At 69.8% G+C, this 17,699-nt stretch carries 15 protein-coding genes; 5 read left to right on the plus strand and 10 right to left on the minus strand.

The features are described from left to right. Positions 1-442 precede the first annotated feature (442 nt). The 3 genes from CLV54_RS16300 to CLV54_RS16310 all read left to right on the plus strand — a co-directional run bounded on the left by CLV54_RS16300 (position 443) and on the right by CLV54_RS16310 (position 3,343). Positions 443-1,417 carry a MetQ/NlpA family ABC transporter substrate-binding protein gene (locus CLV54_RS16300; RefSeq protein ID WP_100346067.1) on the plus strand — a complete coding sequence of 325 codons (975 nt, stop codon included), beginning with the start codon at positions 443-445 and terminating at the stop codon, positions 1,415-1,417. A gap of 193 nt (positions 1,418-1,610) precedes the next feature. After that, positions 1,611-2,636, plus strand: a complete 1,026-nt coding sequence (locus CLV54_RS16305; RefSeq protein ID WP_245861786.1) for a methionine ABC transporter ATP-binding protein — start codon at positions 1,611-1,613, stop codon at positions 2,634-2,636. A 65-nt stretch (positions 2,637-2,701) separates the two neighbouring features. Further along, on the plus strand, positions 2,702-3,343 hold the full coding sequence (locus CLV54_RS16310; protein ID WP_245861789.1) for a methionine ABC transporter permease: 642 nt from the start codon (positions 2,702-2,704) through the stop codon (positions 3,341-3,343). An 810-nt stretch (positions 3,344-4,153) separates the two neighbouring features. On the opposite strand, the gene CLV54_RS16315 is transcribed toward CLV54_RS16310, so the two are convergent. Together CLV54_RS16315 and CLV54_RS16320 are read right to left on the minus strand one after the other, a co-directional pair. Next, entirely contained in the window at positions 4,154-5,464 is a 1,311-nt protein-coding gene (locus CLV54_RS16315; RefSeq protein WP_100346069.1) for an acyl-CoA dehydrogenase family protein, read from the minus strand. After that, positions 5,461-6,909: an NtaA/DmoA family FMN-dependent monooxygenase gene (locus tag CLV54_RS16320; protein ID WP_100346070.1), complete on the minus strand. Its 1,449-nt coding sequence runs from the start codon at positions 6,907-6,909 to the stop codon at positions 5,461-5,463. The genes CLV54_RS16315 and CLV54_RS16320 overlap by 4 nt, the downstream gene beginning before the upstream one ends. Before the next feature lie 211 nt (positions 6,910-7,120). Between CLV54_RS16320 and lpdA the strand changes: the two genes are divergently transcribed. Both lpdA and CLV54_RS16330 read left to right on the plus strand, forming a co-directional pair. Next, positions 7,121-8,521, plus strand: coding sequence for a dihydrolipoyl dehydrogenase (gene lpdA, locus CLV54_RS16325; protein ID WP_100346071.1), 1,401 nt, complete (start codon positions 7,121-7,123; stop codon positions 8,519-8,521). A gap of 103 nt (positions 8,522-8,624) precedes the next feature. After that, complete coding sequence (locus tag CLV54_RS16330) at positions 8,625-8,945, plus strand: GNAT family N-acetyltransferase (RefSeq protein ID WP_342745301.1); 321 nt, start codon at positions 8,625-8,627, stop codon at positions 8,943-8,945. 120 nt (positions 8,946-9,065) lie between these two features. Here the strand turns inward: CLV54_RS16330 and mftF are convergent, their stop codons facing one another. The 8 genes from mftF to CLV54_RS16370 all read right to left on the minus strand — a co-directional run bounded on the left by mftF (position 9,066) and on the right by CLV54_RS16370 (position 17,637). After that, on the minus strand, positions 9,066-10,580 hold the full coding sequence (gene mftF, locus CLV54_RS16335) for a mycofactocin biosynthesis glycosyltransferase MftF (protein WP_100346072.1): 1,515 nt from the start codon (positions 10,578-10,580) through the stop codon (positions 9,066-9,068). Further along, on the minus strand, positions 10,577-11,353 hold the full coding sequence (gene mftE / locus CLV54_RS16340) for a mycofactocin biosynthesis peptidyl-dipeptidase MftE (protein ID WP_100346073.1): 777 nt from the start codon (positions 11,351-11,353) through the stop codon (positions 10,577-10,579). The genes mftF and mftE overlap by 4 nt, the downstream gene beginning before the upstream one ends. Before the next feature lie 100 nt (positions 11,354-11,453). Next, positions 11,454-12,854, minus strand: coding sequence for a pre-mycofactocin synthase MftD (mftD, locus tag CLV54_RS16345; RefSeq protein ID WP_100346074.1), 1,401 nt, complete (start codon positions 12,852-12,854; stop codon positions 11,454-11,456). 131 nt (positions 12,855-12,985) lie between these two features. After that, positions 12,986-13,801: a mycofactocin-coupled SDR family oxidoreductase gene (locus tag CLV54_RS16350; RefSeq protein WP_100346075.1), complete on the minus strand. Its 816-nt coding sequence runs from the start codon at positions 13,799-13,801 to the stop codon at positions 12,986-12,988. 131 nt (positions 13,802-13,932) lie between these two features. After that, positions 13,933-14,814: a vWA domain-containing protein gene (locus CLV54_RS16355; RefSeq protein ID WP_211294586.1), complete on the minus strand. Its 882-nt coding sequence runs from the start codon at positions 14,812-14,814 to the stop codon at positions 13,933-13,935. 111 nt (positions 14,815-14,925) lie between these two features. After that, positions 14,926-15,867: an AAA family ATPase gene (locus CLV54_RS16360; protein ID WP_211294587.1), complete on the minus strand. Its 942-nt coding sequence runs from the start codon at positions 15,865-15,867 to the stop codon at positions 14,926-14,928. Further along, the gene (locus CLV54_RS16365; protein ID WP_100346076.1) at positions 15,864-16,700 is read right to left on the minus strand and encodes a mycofactocin-coupled SDR family oxidoreductase; all 837 of its coding nucleotides are present in this window, start codon (positions 16,698-16,700) and stop codon (positions 15,864-15,866) included. Before CLV54_RS16365 ends, CLV54_RS16360 begins: the two co-directional genes overlap by 4 nt. A gap of 97 nt (positions 16,701-16,797) precedes the next feature. Beyond that, positions 16,798-17,637, minus strand: coding sequence for a mycofactocin-coupled SDR family oxidoreductase (locus CLV54_RS16370; RefSeq protein WP_100346077.1), 840 nt, complete (start codon positions 17,635-17,637; stop codon positions 16,798-16,800). Positions 17,638-17,699: the final 62 nt, after the last annotated feature.

Below are 17,699 nucleotides of genomic sequence, written 5' to 3' on the forward strand. Positions count from 1 at the left end.
ACGTGAGCGACCGCTCGCCCCGACCCGATGCGTTGGACCATGATCAACCTGCCGGCCGGAGCCAGCCGGGCATTAGCGTGAGACACGAGAGACCTTGCTCTGAACGCCTCGCCGATCTGAATGCCCTGCTGCTCTGACAGTCTGGCAGGCCTGATCACTCCGCGATCGCCCAGCCCACCCGCATGAAAGGGCACGGCCACACCCCACCCGAGGCCGCCAAACCTAGTGCATCGGCGGCATCGCTTCATCCTCAGACGACCGTGACTGCAATGTTTCGTCATGGAGGGTCACAGTTCGGAACCTTGTTTGGCGCACGCACAGGGAGCCCCGAAGCTGGCATGACCGCACAGTGCTGCCCCCACACAGCGCTGTCATGACCAGCACCCGCCGGGCCGGTGCAGCACCGGCATCCGGCACCCACAGCGTGAACGAAAGAGGCAGCATGTCTGACAACACCCCCGGCACGGCGCCGCAGCTCCCGCCGCGACTCCCCGAGAAGAAGAAGGGCCGGGCCGGCCTGATCACCGGCATCCTCATCGGCGTCGTTGTGATCATCGTCGCCGTGGTGCTCATCGTCGTCAACCTCACCGCTGCGAAGCCCGCCGCTGAGGCCGATGGCAGTGCTGCGCCCGTGGTCGTGAAGATCGGCACCTCCGACGCGAGCCAGCCCTACTGGGACCTCCTCAAGGAGAAGGCCGCCGCCGAAGGCATCACGATCGAGACGGTCAACTTCACCGACTACCAGCAGCCCAACCCCGCTCTGCAGGAGGGCCAGATCGACCTGAACATGTTCCAGCACCTGCGCTTCCTCGCGCAGTACAACGTCGACACCGACAACGACCTGCAGCCGATCGCCTCGACGCTCATCGTGCCGCTGGGCCTCTACTCGCAGAAGTGGACCTCGGTCGACGAGATCCCCCAGGGCGGAACCATCGCGATCCCCAACGACCCGTCGAACCAGGCTCGTGCGCTCTTCGTGCTCGAAGCGGCCGGCCTCATCACTCTCACGGGCGACAAGTTCGCGCCGACCCCGGCCGACATCGACACCGCCAACTCGCGGGTGACCGTCGCCACGGTGGATGCCGCGCAGACGGCCCTCTCGCTGCCCTCGGTCGACGGCTCGGTCATCAACAACAACTACGTGCAGGATGCCGGGATCGACCCGAAGACCGCGATCTTCGCCGACGACCCCAGCTCCCCCGGCGCGCAGCCGTACATCAACCTGATCGTCTCGCGTGCCGACGAGGTCGACAACCCGACGTTCGCGAAGATCGCCGAGCTGTACCACGACCCCGAGGTGCTCGAGGCGGTCGTCGCCTCGTCGAACGGCACCGCGGTGATCGTCGACGGCTACACCGGTGAAGAGCTGCGCGGACTCCTGGCCGACATCCAGAAGGAAGTCGCCGCCGCCGAGTAGTCGCACTCCCCCGCCGGCCCAGCACCACCCTGGCCGCCGGCACCAGCTCGCACGATGCGCTGCCGGACCCACATCGGTCCGGCAGCGCATCGTGATGAACCGCCCACAGCAGCATCAGCGCCACCAGAACCAACCGCACCACCAGTACCACCGGCAGCACCGTCTGACCCCCACGACCGACAGAAGTGAAATCGTGCCAACAATCGTGCAATTCGAAGGCGTCTCGAAGACGTTCGAGACCAAACAGCAGACCGTCACGGCGATCGACGGCATCGACCTGTCGATCGAGGAGGGCGAGATCTTCGGTGTCATCGGCTACTCCGGCGCCGGCAAGAGCACCCTCGTGCGCCTCGTCAACGGGCTCGAGCGCATCACGGGCGGCCGTCTCATCGTCGACGGCAACGACATCGGGGCCATGCGCGAATCCGAGCTGCGGAAGGTGCGCCTCGGCATCGGCATGATCTTCCAACAGTTCAACCTCTTCCGCTCGCGCACCGTGGCCGGCAACGTCGCCTACCCGCTTCGCGTCGCCGGCTGGAAGAAGGAGGCCCGCGACCGGCGCGTCGCCGAGCTCCTCGACTTCGTCGGGCTGCTCGACCGCGCGCACGACTACCCCGACCAGCTCTCGGGCGGCCAGAAGCAGCGGGTGGGCGTGGCACGCGCCCTCGCCACCTCGCCGAAGCTCCTCCTCGCCGACGAGTCGACGAGCGCCCTCGACCCGGAGACGACGCAGGAGGTGCTGCGCCTGCTGCAGAAGGTCAATCGGGAGCTCGGCGTGACGATCATCGTCATCACGCACGAGATGGATGTCGTGCGCTCCATCGCCGACCGCGTCGCCGTGCTCGAGAAGGGCAAGATCGTCGAGCAGGGCGCGGTCTTCGACATCTTCTCCGACCCGCAGACCGACACGGCGCGCCGGTTCATCAGCACCGTCATCCGCAACCAGCCCAGCCACACCGACCTCGACCGGCTGCAGAAGGTGCACAGCGGCCGGATCGTGAACGTCGAGATCCACGAGTCGGTTCGCATCGGCGACATCCTCACCCACGCCTTCACGGAGCACGGGGTACGGTTCGAGGTCGTCTACGGCGGCATCGGCGCCATCCAGGAGCGCTCCTTCGGCAGCCTCACCCTCGAGCTCAACGGGCCGGATGACGGCATCGACGCCTTCTTGGCCCAGTTGAGAACCGTGACGACCGTCGAGGAGGTCCGCTCATGAGCGCCCTGACCGCAGTGACCGCCCTGACCGGGCCGGCGCACACCGTCACGACGGACTGGGGGCAGATGCTCCCACTGCTCTTCGAGAATCTGTGGATAACCCTCTACATGGTCACGGCGACCCTGTTGCTCGGCGGGCTGCTCGGCCTCGTGCTGGGTGTGTTCCTCTACACGACGCGCAAGGGCAGCATCCTGCAGAACGTCGTCGTGTTCAACGTGCTCAACGTGATCGTCAACATCTTCCGGCCCATCCCGTTCATCATCCTCATCGCCGCCCTCGGGCCTGTGACGCTCGCCGTCGTGGGCACGACGATCGGCTCCAACGCGGCCATCTTCACGATGGTCGTCGGCGCCACCTTCGGCATCGCGCGCATCGTCGAGCAGAACCTCGTGACGATCGATCCGGGCACCATCGAGGCCGCTCGGGCCGCCGGTGCGGGGCCGTGGCGGATCATCCTGACCCTGCTGATCCCCGAGGCGCTCGGGCCGCTCATCCTCGGCTACACCTTCGTGTTCATCGCGATCGTCGACATGTCGGCCATCGCCGGCTCGATCGGCGGACGCGGGCTCGGCGACTTCGCGATCCAGTACGGCTACGCCCGCTTCAACTGGGAGATCACCTTCGTCGTGGTCGTCGTGATCGTGATCCTCGTGCAGGTCGTGCAGTTCCTCGGCAACTGGCTGGCGCGCAAGGCCCTGCGCCGCTGAGCAACAGTCTGAGTTACCGCCGCCCTGACGTCTAGCAACTCCCTGACGTCTAGCAAATCCCTGACGCCCAGCAATCCCTGGCGCCCGACAAGTTGACGTCCAGCAGCCTGCCGCGCCCCGGAAAGGCTGCGAATGGCGAGCTGCGTGTGCGTGCCGTCGAAGCACTGAGAAGAGCCGGCTGAGCGATACTGATCCGGGCAGGTGGAAAGCCCCAGCGGACGCGATGTGTCGACGCAGTAGAGGTGTCGACGCGGTAACGGACTGCACGGTGACGATGCAGAGCAGCGGATGCCGACAGCTCACTCAACGCGCAGATTCCGCCGCCGCTCCGGCCGATCTGCCCGCCACAGCAGACTCGCGGCACGTGAAAGTCCCGCCGGCCCCCGAAATTCGACGGGCCGGCGGGACTTTCACGTGCCGCGACGTTACGGCGATGCAGCGCTCGACTCGAATGCGGTGTCGGGTGCGAGCAGCTCAAGCGCGCAGCGTCAGGCGCGAGCAGCTCAGCCGCGCAGCATCAGGCGCGGGCAGCGTCAGGCGCGGGCAGCGTCAGGCGCGGGCAGCGTCGTCAGGCAGGGGCGACGGGCAACACTGCCTCACGCGTCAGCGCCACGCGTCAGCGTCACGCGCCAGCGTCACGCGTCAGCGTCACCGTCACCGTCACGCGTCCGCGTCACGCACAAGGGCCAGCGTCAGCGTCAGCGTCAGCGTCAGCGTCAGCGTCAGCGTCAGCGTCAGCGTCAGCGTTACGCGCCAGCGTCAGCGTCACACGCCAGCGCCAGCGTCACGCGTCGGCCTCTCGCGCCAGCGTCACGCGTCAGGCGCGGCGCCTGCCGCATCGGCGGCGCGACGGGCGAGGGTCTCCTTGACCCAGCCGGCGACCGGGAGGGTGCCGTTGAGCTCGTAGTCGCCGAGCTGCTGCTCGCGGTAGATCGCGGGGTTGTGGGTCGCGATCGTGCGCGCGTTGCGCCAGTGCCGGTCGAGGGCCCGCTCCTCGCTCGTCGCGGAGGCGCCGCCCACCTCGAAGAGCAGGGTCGTCGCCTCGAGCACCGTCGGCAGAACGATCTGCTGGGCCTGGAACGCGGCGATCTGGGCGGCCGTGTGCAGCGCGGCCGAGCCCTGCGCGGCCGGCACGGAATCCGGCACGGAGTCCAGCTCCGCAACCGGCGCCGAGCCCTGCCCGCCCTCGAACGTGAGCGCCCGGGCCGCGTCGATCGCGTCGAGGCGCGCCGCCACGGCGAGCACGAGCGATTCCGCCGAGAAGGCGAGGCTCGACAACCGCCCGACGACGCCCTGCACGAGCGGGTCGGTGCGCGGGGTCGAGGCGCCCATGACCCCGAACGATCGCGTTCGCGGCCGCACGAAGTCGACGGCGTCGCGCAGCACGGCGCGCGCAATGCCCGCGAGCGCCGCCATGAGCACCGTCTGGAAGAGCGCGAGGATGCTGGCATGCTCGTGCGCCTCGTCGTCGCCCAGGCGGATGACGTGGGCCGGCTCCACCCGCACGGAGTCGAAGACGGTCGTGCCGCTGCCCGTCATCCGCTGGCCGAAGCCGTCCCAGTCGTCGAGGCGCGTGACGCCCTCGGCGGTGGTCGACGCGACGACCGAGAGCAGCTCGTCGCCGAGCTTCGCGGCCGTGATCACCCAGTCGGCGTAGATCGTGCCCGTGCTGTAGTACTTCGTGCCGCTCAGGGCGAGGCTGCCGTCGCCGTTCGCGACGAGCACCGCCGTGGTGCCGGTCTCCGGCCCACGTTCGGCCTGCGCGTTGCCCACGAGCGCACCGGCGGAGATGAGCCGGAACCATTCGGCGCGGGAGGCCTCGTCGCGGGTGCGGCGACGCCCCTCGACGAAGGCGAAGTGCCCGCGCAGAGCCTGCGGCAGGTTGGAGTCGGCCGCCCCGAGCTCGATGAGCAGCGCCACCGTCTGCGACATGCTCGCACCGATGCCCCCGTACTCGACAGGGACGCGCAGGGCACCGAAGCCCGCCTCCTTCAGCCAGCCGATCTCGTCGTAGGGAAGTCTCCGCGAACGCTCGCGCTCGACCGCTCCCGCCGCGATCCGCTCGAAGACGGGGCCGAAACGTTCGGCGAGCTGCGCGTCGCTCGGGCCGCCGCCGCTCAACTCGCCCGCTCGCCCAGCTCGGCGGCCGCGGCATCCTGCGCCGCGTCGTTCGGGAGTGCCGCGTCGTTCAGGTGCGCGCCGCCGCGGTAACGAGCACCGGGGTGCTCATCGAAGAGCCGCTGCTGACCGGCACCGAAGAGCCGCTCGCGCAGGGTCGACTCGCCGTAGGCCGTGCGGTACAGCCCGCGCCTCTGCAGCTCGGGGATGACGTATTCGATGAAGTCCTCCGCGGATCCCGGTGTGAGGAACTGACGCAGGTTGAACCCGTCGAGATCGGTCGTCGCGACCCAGTTCTCGATCGCGTCGGCGACCTCGGTGGGCGAGCCGGCCACGTAGAAGGCGCTCTGGTCGAAGTTCGTGAGCCTCTCGAGCGCCTCGCCCACGGTCGCGCCGGGCGCGTAGCGGCGGTTCTCGGGCGAGTTGTCGCGGCCGGCGCGATTCTCGGCGGCGAGGATGTCGGCGATGAGCGCGTCTTTCGGGTAGGCGGCGAGGTCGATGCCGCCGCCGCCCGCGTGCGCCAGGTAGCCTTCAGCACGCGAGAGCCGCTTGTACTCCTCGGCCTTGGCGAGGGCCGACTCGCGGTCTTTGTCGACGACGATCACGGCGCTCGCGAAGGTCTTGACGTGGTCGCGACCGCGGCCGTTCTCCTCGGCGAGCTGCCGGATGTCGGCGATGTTCTTGGCGTAGGACTCGAGTGTCGTGCCGCCGACGAAGACGCCCTCGGCGTGACGGGCCGCGAAGGCCTTGCCGCGCGCGCTGCTGCCCGCCTGGAAGAGCACCGGGGTGCGCTGCAGAGACGGCTCGCTCAGGTGGGGGCCCGCGACCTTGTAGTGCTCGCCGACGTGGTTGATGTAGCGCACTTTCGAGGGGTCGGTGTAGACGTGGTTGTCGCGGTCGCGCACGACCGCGTCGTCGTCCCACGAGCCCTCCCACAGCTTGTAGAGCACGTCGAGGTACTCCTCCGCGATCGCGTAGCGGTCGTCGTGGGCCACCTCGTCGTCGAGGCTGAAGTTGCGGGCGGCGTTGGGCAGGTAGGAGGTCACGATGTTCCAGCCGAAGCGGCCCTTCGTGAGGTGGTCGAGGGTGCTCGCCCGGCGCGCGAACGCGAACGGCGGCTCGTAGGTGGTCGAGAAGGTGGCCGCGAAGCCGAGCTTGCTCGTGACGGAGGCCATCGCCGGGATCACGAGCAGCGGGTCGTTGCTCGGGATCTGCACGGCCTCGCGCAGCGCCGTCTCGGGGCCCGCCCGGTAGCCGTCGTAGGTGCCGATGACGTCGGCGAGGAAGACGGAGTCGAAGAGCCCCTCTTCGAGCAGTTTCGCCTCTGCGATCCAGAAGTCGAGGTCGTTGAACTGGTGCCTCGTGTTCGACGGGTGCACCCACAGTCCGTGAGAGATGTGACCCACCGTGTTCATCTCGAAAAGGTTGAACGAGATCTGCTTCGTCATTGCGCTCCTCTTTTCCTCCGATCCTTCCGCGCCCCCGGGCACAACACGAAATGAGAACGTCACATTGTGCAATCGAGCACCTCGAGCCCCCGCCGTGCAGGGAGGAGCACGCCGTCGGCGGTCGGGCGGATGCCGCACCCGGGGCCGCACGAACCCTCTCGCACTCGGGGGTAATGTGGCTGATGTCGTCCGATGCCAAGGAGTTCTGGTTATGTCTGCTGCCTACGATGTCGTCATCCTCGGAGCCGGTCCCGGCGGTTACGTCGCCGCCGTGCGCGCCGCCCAGCTCGGCCTCTCGGTCGCCGTCGTCGAGGAGAAGTACTGGGGCGGGGTCTGCCTCAACGTCGGATGCATCCCCTCCAAAGCCCTCCTGCGCAACGCGGAGCTCGCCCACATCTTCACCCACCAGGCGGAGCTGTTCGGCATCCGGGGCGAGGTGAGCTTCGACTTCGGCGTCGCCATGGACCGCAGCCGCCAGGTCGCCGACGGGCGCGTCAAGGGCGTGCACTTCCTCATGCGCAAGAACAAGGTCACCGAGTACGACGGCCGGGGCACCTTCGTCGACCCGCACACCCTCGACGTGGCCCTCGCCGACGGTCGGACCGAGCGCATCACCTTCGCGAACGCGATCATCGCGACCGGCTCGACCGTGCGTCTGCTGCCGGGCGTCGAGCTGAGCGACAACGTCGTCACCTTCGAGACCCAGATCCTCGACCGCGAGCTGCCCTCCTCGATCGTCATCGTCGGAGCCGGCGCGATCGGCATGGAGTTCGCCTACGTGCTGCGCAACTACGGCGTCGACGTCACGATCATCGAGTACCTCGACCGTGCGCTCCCCAACGAGGACGCGGACGTGTCGAAGGAGATCACGAAGGCGTACAAGAAGATCGGCATCCCGATCCTCACCTCGACCAGGGTCGAGACGGTCGTCGACAACGGCTCCTCCGTGACCGTGACGTACACCGCGGCAGACGGCACGCGGTCGAGCATCGAGACCGCCCGCGTGCTCATGTCGGTGGGCTTCGCGCCCCGGGTCGAGGGCTTCGGCCTCGAGACGACGGGCGTCGCCCTCACCGAGCGCGGCGCGATCGGCATCGACGACTACATGCGCACCAACGTGCCGCACATCTACGCGATCGGGGATGTCACGGCGAAGCTCCAGCTCGCGCACGTCGCCGAGGCGCAGGGCGTCGTGGCGGCGGAGACGATCGGTGGCGCCGAGACCATGCCGCTCGGCGACTACCGGATGATGCCGCGCGCGACGTTCTGCCAGCCGCAGGTCGCGAGCTTCGGCCTCACCGAGCAGCAGGCGCGCGACGAGGGCCGCGACATCCGCGTGGCCACCTTCCCGTTCATGGCCAACGGCAAGGCGCACGGCCTCGGCGAGACCACCGGCTTCGTGAAGCTCATCGCCGACGCGCAGTACGGCGAGCTTCTCGGCGGCCACCTCATCGGCCCGGATGTCTCGGAGCTGCTGCCCGAGCTCACCCTCGCCCAGAAATGGGACCTCACCGCGACCGAGCTCGCGCGCAACGTGCACACCCACCCCACGCTGAGCGAGGCGCTGCAGGAGGGCTTCCACGGCCTCACCGGCCACATGATCAACCTCTGAGCGTGACCGACCTCTGAGCATGACCGACCTCTGAGCATGACCGACCTCTGAGCAGCGCCCGGCTCCGAGCCCGCTCTCGGACAACCGGACGTAGGCTTGAACGGTGACCACCGAGACCTCACGCAGCTCAGCCCGCGGCTCTGCGCACGAGTTCACCCACGAGCCCGACGCCAGCCGCTACGCCATGCGTATCGGCGGCCAGCTCGTCGGTGTGCTCGACTACACGATCAACGCCGGCGCCATCTCGTTCCTGCGGAGTTTCACCAACCCTCCGTTCCGCGGTCACGGCTACGCGGGCGAGCTCGTCGCCTTCGCCGTCGATGACGTCGAGACGACGACCGACTACCGCATCGTGCCCATGTGCTGGTACGTCGGCGACTGGTTCGAGGCGCACCCCGAGCGCGCGGCCCTCCTCACCCGCTGAGCTGTTCATCCTGCCCTCGCGGCGCACTGTAATCGTCGCGGCGCACGTTCGCGAGTGCGCCGCGACGAACAGCGTGCGCCGTGACCCGCCGGCGGGCCGGCGGGCCGGCGCGCCGGCGGGCTAGCGGTGGCGGCGCAGGTCGGGCTTGAGAGCGGCGATCGACCGGCCCCGGATCGCCGAGAACCAGACGCCGGCGCCGTAGGCGAGGTCGTCGAGGCGGCGGGCGACCCCGAAGCGCACGGGGTCGAGCTTCGCCTCGTTCTGCCGGTAGCGCAGAGCCACGTCGGCGACCGCGGCCACGGCGACCGCCCGACGGGCCCGTCTCGAGAACACCGCGGCGATCGCGGCGATCGGCCACCAGTGCCGCAGCATAAGCGACATCGCCTGCCCGAGGGCGCCACCGACCCCGTTCGCCGTGAGCCACACGCCGAGACGCAGCGGATGCCGGTTCCTGCGCAGCTTCCAGGCGATCCGTCCCGCGGTCACGAGTGAGATCGCGAGCGCCACGGGCACCGACCACCGGCGTTGCGCGAGCAGGGCCGCGACGACGCCCACGCTCCAGGGGGCGAGCACGGCGGGCGCGATGTCGTGCGGATGCCGCTCCGCGAGCGGTTGGGCGGCCGTGCCGTAGATCGCCTTGCGCGAGATCCAGTCGCCGAAGCTCACCCGGTGCTCATGTCCGGCGCGGGCGGCCGGCTCGTAGCGAACCCGCCAACCCCGGTCGACGAGCCGCCAGACGAGGTCGACGTCTTCGCCCACGCGCATCCCGGCGTCGAAGCCCTCGCCCTCGCGGAGAGCGTCGACGCGGGCCACGGCGAAAGCGGTGGACGCCCACGAGACGGGCGAGCGCGGGCGCACGGTCGCCGGGTCGCTGCCGAGATCGAGCGAGGAGCGGGCGTCTTCGTAGCGGCCGATCCAGTTCGTCTGCCGCACGTCGGCGAGCCCCACGATGCGGGGAGCGGCCATGGCGACCTTCGGGTCGGCGAAATGCTTCAGCAGGATGGGCACGGTCTGGGCGTCCACGACCACGTCGGAGTCGGCGAAGGCCACGAAGGGCGTCGCCACGACCGCGAGGCCCGCGTTGCGCGCGCCGCCCGGGCCGAGGTTGGCCGGCAGCCGCACGAGCCTCGCGTCGTGCTCCCAGGCGACGTCTGCGATCGCCTGCGGATCGTCGGAGCAGTCGTCGACGACGATGATCTCGGCGTGCCCGGCACCGGCGCTGTGCGCGTCCTCGCCCGCTGTCCCGATGTCGCCACCGGACCACGGCTGCGCAGCCCGGATGCTCGCGAGCAGCCGGTCGAGCGCGAGCGGGCGATCGCGCACCGGGATGACATAGCTGAGCAGTGCCTCCTGGCCCGCCCCGCCACCTGCTCCCTCGCCGCGCATCTCGCCCGCACCGGCGAAGGGCGGGAGCTCCTCGACGAGCGGGTCTGCCATCCCGAGCTCGAGCAGGCGGTCGGCGAGGGCGGCTGTCCCCGCGCTCGTGACCCTCACCGTGCGGTCGACGAGCATGCCCGCAGCGGCCTCGGTCAGGTAGATCATGCGGGTGGGCGCACCGCCGAGGATGGACCGGCCGTCGTCGTGCACGCGGGCGTGCCGGTTGAGCCTCACGACGAAACCTCGGGGAAGGGTCATCCGATCGCCCCGTCCTGCAGCCCCTGGGGAGTCTGGCCCTGAGCGGCCTGCTCCGGATCGCGCAGGCACCCGCGCCCGTCGACCCGGCCCGCCTCGATACGGCGGACCGCGCTCGCGACCATGGCCTCGAGGATCGCCTCGCCCTCCTCCGCGCTCGCACCGCTCGGATCGCCGAGGATCCCGTTGGGCGAGACGGAGGCGACCCCGCCCGCCGTCAGCTGCCCCATGAGCTCGGCGAGAGGCGTGTCGTTACCCGGCTCGGCGCGATCGAGCTCGACCGACGAGGGCACGAGATGCAGCAGCAGCGAGGTCTCGGTGCGCCCCGCGTGGGCGTCTCCGTGCGGAACCCCGCACGGAGCCCAGGCCAGATCGTGGCCTTCGGCGATCAGCTGCGTGACGGCGCCCGTGAGCGACGGCACGTTGCCGCCGTGGCCGTTGACGAACACGACCCGGCCCGCCCACTCGTGCAGGGAGCGCACGAGCTCCACGAGCATCCTGCGCAGGGCGTCGTGGCCGATCGACACGGTGCCCGGAAAGGACTGGTGCTCGCCGCTCGCGCCGTACGGCACCGTCGGGGCCACGAGCACGGCCGTGCCGGGATCGGCGAGCCGCAGCCGCTCGGCCGCCCTCTCGGCGACCGCCGTCGCGACGATTCCGTCGGTCTCGAGCGGGAGGTGCGGGCCGTGCTGCTCGACCGACCCGGTCGGCACGAGCACGACGGCACCTCGGGAGACGACCGGCCAGGTGCTCCGGGCGAGGCTCGTGGCGGTCATCGCTTCTCCGTCTTCATCGTCGCTTCATCGTCGCGGATGTCGCGTCACCATCCTCTCGCACGCGCTCCTCCCGCACGCGCTGCGTGCGCGCGCCCGGGCCTCACTTCTCCGTCGCGGCGACTGCGGGCGGGGTCGAGTTCGTCGTCATCGTCTTCGCGGCGGTGCTCTGGGCCGTCGCCCCGGCGCCCTTCGCGGTGGCAGTCTTCGCGGCGGCGGCCTTCCCGGAGGCGGCCTTCCCGGTGGCTCTCGTGGGCGCGGCCTTCGCCGCCGTGCGGGTGCGGGTCGGGCTCGCGGAGGGCGACGTCGCGACGGGCTCCGACGGGCTGCCCGCGCCGAGCGTGCGGGTGAACCCGGGCTGGATCACGAGATCGGCCGGGGAGAGCTCGGCGATCGAGGAGTGGCCGAGGCCCAGCACGGCCGAGTCGAGACCGCCGCGCAGGATGTCGAGCACGTTCTCGACGCCGGCCTGGCCGTTCGCCGCGAGGCCCCAGAGGTAGGCGCGGCCGATCATGACCGCCCGAGCACCGAGCGCGAGCGCCTTGGCGACGTCGCTGCCCCGGCGCACCCCGCCGTCGAGCAGCACCTCGATCTGCCCGTTGATCGCCTCGACCACCGAGGGGAGCACCCGGATGGTCGCCGGGGTGCCGTCGAGGTTGTTGCCGCCGTGGTTGGAGACGGAGATGGCCGTGACACCGGCGTCCACGGCACGCCGCGCATCATCGACCCGGGTGACACCCTTGAGCATAAACGGGCCGCCCCAGGCCTCTCGCAGCCAGGCGACGTCCTCCCAGGTGGGCGGGGGCGTCTGCATCCATTCGTAGTAGGCGCCGAAGAAGGTGGGCGCCTGGCCGCCGGGTGCGGTGAGGTTGGGCGTCGTGAGGTCGGGAAGGCGGCCGGCCTTCGCGAAGGTCCAGAGCCACTTCGGGTGCGGCAGCACGTTGGGGGCGAAGGTCACCATCGTCTTGAGGTTCATCGTGTCGGGGATCGTCGGGCTGCCCCAGTCGCGCCCGTTGGAGAACGACCAGTCGAGCGTGGCGATGAGGCCTTTCGCTCCCGCGGCGCGGGCGCGCTCCATCCGCTGCACCATCGCGTCGCGGGTGCCCGTCCAGTACATCTGGAAGAAGGTGTTCGGGTTCGCCGCAGCGACGTCTTCGACGGGCTTGCTCGCGAACGAGCTCAGCCCCATGATCGTGCCGCGGTTGGCGGATGCCCGGGCCACCGCCACCTCGCCGTCGGGGTGCACGGCCTGCACCCCGGTGGGCGAGATGAGAACGGGCAGCGAGATCGGGATGCCCATGACGCTCGTCGTGAGGTCGCGTGCGGCCTGGTGCCCGGCGACGTGCGGGGCGAACCCCAGCTCCGAGAACGCCGCCATGTTGTCGTCGTAGGTGAGGCCCTTCTCGGAGCCGGCGACGAGCGCGCCGTACACCGATGACGGCAGCCGCTTCCTGGCCCGGCGCTGGGCCTCTGCGACCGTCTCGAACCATGCGTTTCTCGCCATTGGACTTACCTCTCTGTCATGTTCTCGTCGGCGTGCCGGTCAGCTCTCATTCTAATGGCACTCGGTGCCAAATAAGCTGGGCACTGTCGGGGAATCGCGTCTGGGTGCTGGTCGGAAATTCTGAGCGCTGCTTAGAAGTACTGCGCGCCCTGGTCGATGCTGAGGTGCTCGGAGGTGATGAGCCGCGCGTCGTCGGAGGCGAGGAAGGCGACCGCGTTCGCGATGTCCTCCGGCTCGGCGGCGAAGGTCGGCAGGAACGGCGTGCCCATGTTGTTGAGCGCGGGGTTGCTCTCGGCGGCGTGGGTGAGCGCGCCCACCATGTCGCCCGAGCCCATCGGGGTGTTGACCGCTCCGGGGTGCACGCTGTTGACCCGGATGCCGTGCTTGCCGAGCTCGGCGGCGAAAGCACGCGTCATACCCGTCACGGCGTGCTTGCTCGCGGTGTAGTGCACCATAAACGGCTGGATCTTCTTGCCCGCGTACGAGCTCGTCAGGATGATCGAGCCGCCGCCCGCCGTCACGAGGTGCGGCGCGCCCACCATGACGGTGTTCCAGACGCCGACGACGTTCGTGTCCATCGTGACCTGGAACATCTCCGGAGTCGTCTCATCCCATCGCGCGGGGATGCAGATTCCCGCGTTGGCGACCACGATGTCGAGCCGGCCGAGCTCGGCGACGGAGCTGTCGACGAAGGCGCGCATGGCCTCCAGCTCGCGCACGTCGCCCTGCTCGACGATGATGCGACGGTCGAGCGCCTCGACGAGCCGCACGGTCTCGCGCAGGTCGTCCATCGTCGGCGAGTCGTAGGGCACGAGCGGGATGGGGCCGGCGAGGTCGATGGCGATGATGTCGGCGCCCTCCTGCGCGAGCTTGACGGCGTGGGCGCGGCCCTGGCCACGCGCGGCTCCTGTGATGAAGGCGACCTTGCCCTCGAGTCTTCCGGTCATGTGACTTTTCTCCTTGTCGGTCGTTCTCGTCGATCGTTCTTGTCAGTCGTTCTTGTCAGTCGTTCGGTCTTGTGGTTGTGCGTGTGTGCGTGTCATCCGTCGAGCAGGATGCGCCGGTCCCGCCTCCGCGCTCAGCCCCGGAAGAGGGCGCTCAACGCCGGCGCGACGTCGCGGTGGGTGCGGATGAGCTGCAGCGTGCCGTGGCCCTTCCGTGCGAGCTCGGCGCCGAGCTCGACATCCTTCTCACCGCTCACGTCGAGCAGCACGTCGAGCCGCGGCAGCCGCGCGGCGAGCGGGCGGGGGTCGGGACCGGCGTTGTGCACGCAGTCCGAGAGCAGGATGACGCGGGCGTCGCGCACCGGCACCCGGGCGAGCTCCCTCGTCGCGAGCTCGAGCGGGAACGCGACGTTCGTGAGCCCGCGGGCGGGGATGCGCAGCATGGCGTCGAGCAGCTCCATGGACTTGATCTCCTGACCGAGGTGCAGCAGGATCGCGGCATCCGACCAGAATGCGACGACGGCGAGCGCATCGTGCTGCAGCTCGCCCGCGAGCGCGCCTACGGTCGCCGCCGCGGTCTGCACCCGCTCCCCCTTCATCGAGCCGGAGACGTCGACGGCGAGCACGACCGAGCGCTTGGTGAGAACCCGCTCGCGCACGATGATGTCCTCCTCCTCGGGCACCGGCCGCTCCGCGAGCACCTCGATCGTGCGGTCGAGGTCGATGTCGTCCGAGCCGCCGCGGTAGGGCAGGCTCGCGAGCTTGCCGGCCCCCCGCCGGGCCAGGTGGTCGGTGCGGGGGCGGGGCATCGCCAGGCGCGCGGCGATCTGTCGGGCGCGGGCACGCACCGTCGCGTCGACGGCAGAGACCGCGTCGGCGTCGGATGCCACGAGCTCACCGCGCTCGTCGGTGAACCCCGGGGCGGTCACCCCCGGCCTCGCCGTCGCGCGCGCTGCCTGCCGGGCGGGGTCGGCGCGCAACGCCATGCCTCCCGCGCCCGGTGACGCCTCGAACACCGTCGGTTCCTCCTCGAGCTCTTTCGGTGTGCGACGCAGGGGCTGCGCGGGCCTGCTCGCGCGTTCGCGCCGCCCCTCGCGTCGCACGGGCGAGTCGGCCTCGACCTCCCTTCAGCCGGGGGCGGCGACGGCGGGCTGCAGGATGAAGCGGTCCTCCCAGATCTCGCGCAGCACCTGCTCGGGCGTCGTCTCGGCGGCCTCGTCGAGGTGGATGCGGCCCGAGAGGGCGACGACCATGGCGTCGTAGACGAGAGGCGCGTACGGCTCGCTGCCGGCATCCTCGAGCCCTCTCAGCGCGGCGAGCTGCTCGGCGACGAGCACCAGGTCGATCGCGCCGCGCACGCTGCTGCCCTGACGGATGTCGGGATGCACGCGTGTCGCGCGGGTGACGGCGACCGCGTCGCGCACGAGCCGCTCCCCCAGGGCTCCGCTCGCCCGCGTGCGCAGGGTGACGATGCCCTCCTCGGCCGCCGCGTCCTGATAGCCGATCGCCAGGCGGTTGAGCCGGTCGTGCACACTCGTGGAGAGCCGGGTCGTTCCGACGTTGTCGTACGGGTTCATCGAGGCGATGACACGGAAGGTGGGCTTCGCGACGACCGTGCCGACCCGCGGGATCGCGATGGAGCGGTCGGCCATCGCGGTCAGGAGGGTGTTGAGGGTGTCTTCGGGCGCGCGGTTGAACTCCTCGATGTAGAGGAACCCGCCCTCCTGCATGGCCTCGACGAGAGGGCCGGCGACGAAGTTGTCGGCGCTGTAGTCCTCGCGCAGCACCCGGGCCGGGTTGTGGTGGCCCACGAGCTTGGCCGGCGTCAGGTCGGCGTTGCCCTCGACGAACATCAGCGGGATGCCCCATTCCTCGGTGATGGCCTTGAGCATCGTGGTCTTGCTCGTGCCCGGCGGCCCCTCCAGCACGATGTCGCGACCGGAGGCGACGGCCGCGAGCGTGAGCTCGAGCTCGCGCTCGCGGCCGACGAGGTGGGCGGCGACCCGCCTCTGGGTCTCGGTGATGTCGGGGCGCGGCACCGTCTCGCGCTCCTCCTCTGCCAGGCTCACTTGATGAGCGATCCCGCGTCGACGGGAAGCGTCACGCCCGTGACGTAGCGCGACTCGTCGGAGGCGAGCCACAGCACCGCGTTCGAGATGTCGACCGGCTCGACCCACTGGATCGGCAGGGCGTTGAGCGCCTGGAACCGCGAGCCGAGCACCTCCTTCGTGCGCGCCGACTTCTCGAGATCGGGGGCGAACAGCTCGTAGGTCGCGTCGTTGTGGATCATGTCGGTGTCGACGCTCGTGGGGTGCACGCTGTTGACCCGGATCATGTCGGGCGCGAGCTCGAGAGCGAGAGTGCGCATGAGCCCCACGACGCCGTGCTTCGCCGCGACGTAGTGCCCGACGTTCGGAATCGCCATCAACCCCGCCGTCGAGCTCGTCAGGATGATCGAGCCTCCGCGCCCGCCCGCCTTGAGGTGCGGGATCGCGGCTTTCGCCGCGTGCCAGACGCCCGTGAGGTTGACGCCGATCATCTCGTCCCAGGCATCCTCGTCGAGCTCCTCCATGGTGCCGAAGCTGAAGATGCCGGCGTTCGCCGACACGATGTCGAGGCGTCCGAGCTGTGCGACGCCGTCGTCGACGGCGGACTTCACCGCGCCGAAGTCGCGCACGTCGGCCTGGGTCGCGACGATCCGCCGGTCGAGCGCCTCGATCTGCCGCACCGTCTCCGCGAGGTCGTCGGGCGTCGACATCGGATAGGGAACCGTGCGCATCTGCGCGGCGATGTCGATCGCGATGATGTCAGCGCCCTCCTGCGCCATCCTCAGCGCGTGGCTGCGGCCCTGACCCCGGGCCGCGCCCGTGACGAAGGCGACCTTGCCGTCCAGTCTTCCCATGATCCTTCTCCTCTGCTCCTACTGCTCTGCTTCTCTGTGCTTCTTGTTCTCGGTGCTTCTTGGTGTGCCGCGACGGCACCGGTGCACCCCGACGGCGCTATTTGATCGTGTAGCCGGCGTCGATCTTGAGCTCGGTGCCCGTGACGTACCGGGCCTCGTCGGAGGCCAGGAACAGCACGGCGTTGCTGATGTCGACGGGTTCGACCCACGGGATGGGCAGAGCGTTCGTCGAGGCGAAGACCTCGGCGGCCTGCTCCTGGGTGGGGTGCTCGACATCCGGCATGAACAAGCGGAACGTCGCCTCGTTGAGGATCATGTTCGTGGCCACACCGGTCGGATGCACCGTGTTCACCCTCACCCGGTAAGGCGCGAGCTCGAGCGCGAGGGTGCGCATGATGCCCACGACCGCGTGCTTGCTCGCGGTGTAGGCCGCCACGTTCGGGGTTCCCTTGAGGCCGGCCGTCGAGCTCGTGAGGATCATCGAGCCGCCCGTTCCCTGCTCGATCAGGTGCGGGATGACGGCCTTGCAGGTGTGCCAGACGCCGGTCTCGTTGATGTCGATGACGTCCTGCCAGTCCTGCTCCGACACGAGGTGGGTCTTGTCGCCGAAGGCGAAGACCCCCGCGTTGGCGCTCACGATGTCGACGTGGCCCAGTTGCGCGACGCCGTCGTCGAGGGCCGCCTTCAGCCCCTCGTAGTCGCGCACGTCGGCCTTGCTCGCCACGATGCGCCGGTCGAGCGCCTCGACCTGACGGACCGTCTCCGCGAGATCCTCCTCGGTGGCGCCGGGGTAATAGCGGCCGATGCTCGGGATCTCCTCGCAGATGTCGACGGCGATGATGTCGGCGCCCTCCTGCGCCAGCCTCAGCGCGTGACTACGGCCCTGCCCCCGGGCCGCACCGGTGATGAAGGCGACCTTGCCCTCGACTCTTCCCATGTCCTGCTCCTCCGTTCGTGTTCCTCGGCTGTTCTGGTTCTGTCCGCTCTGGTTCTGTCCGC

This window comes from Compostimonas suwonensis (genome assembly GCF_002797855.1).
GTDB lineage: Bacteria > Actinomycetota > Actinomycetes > Actinomycetales > Microbacteriaceae > Compostimonas > Compostimonas suwonensis.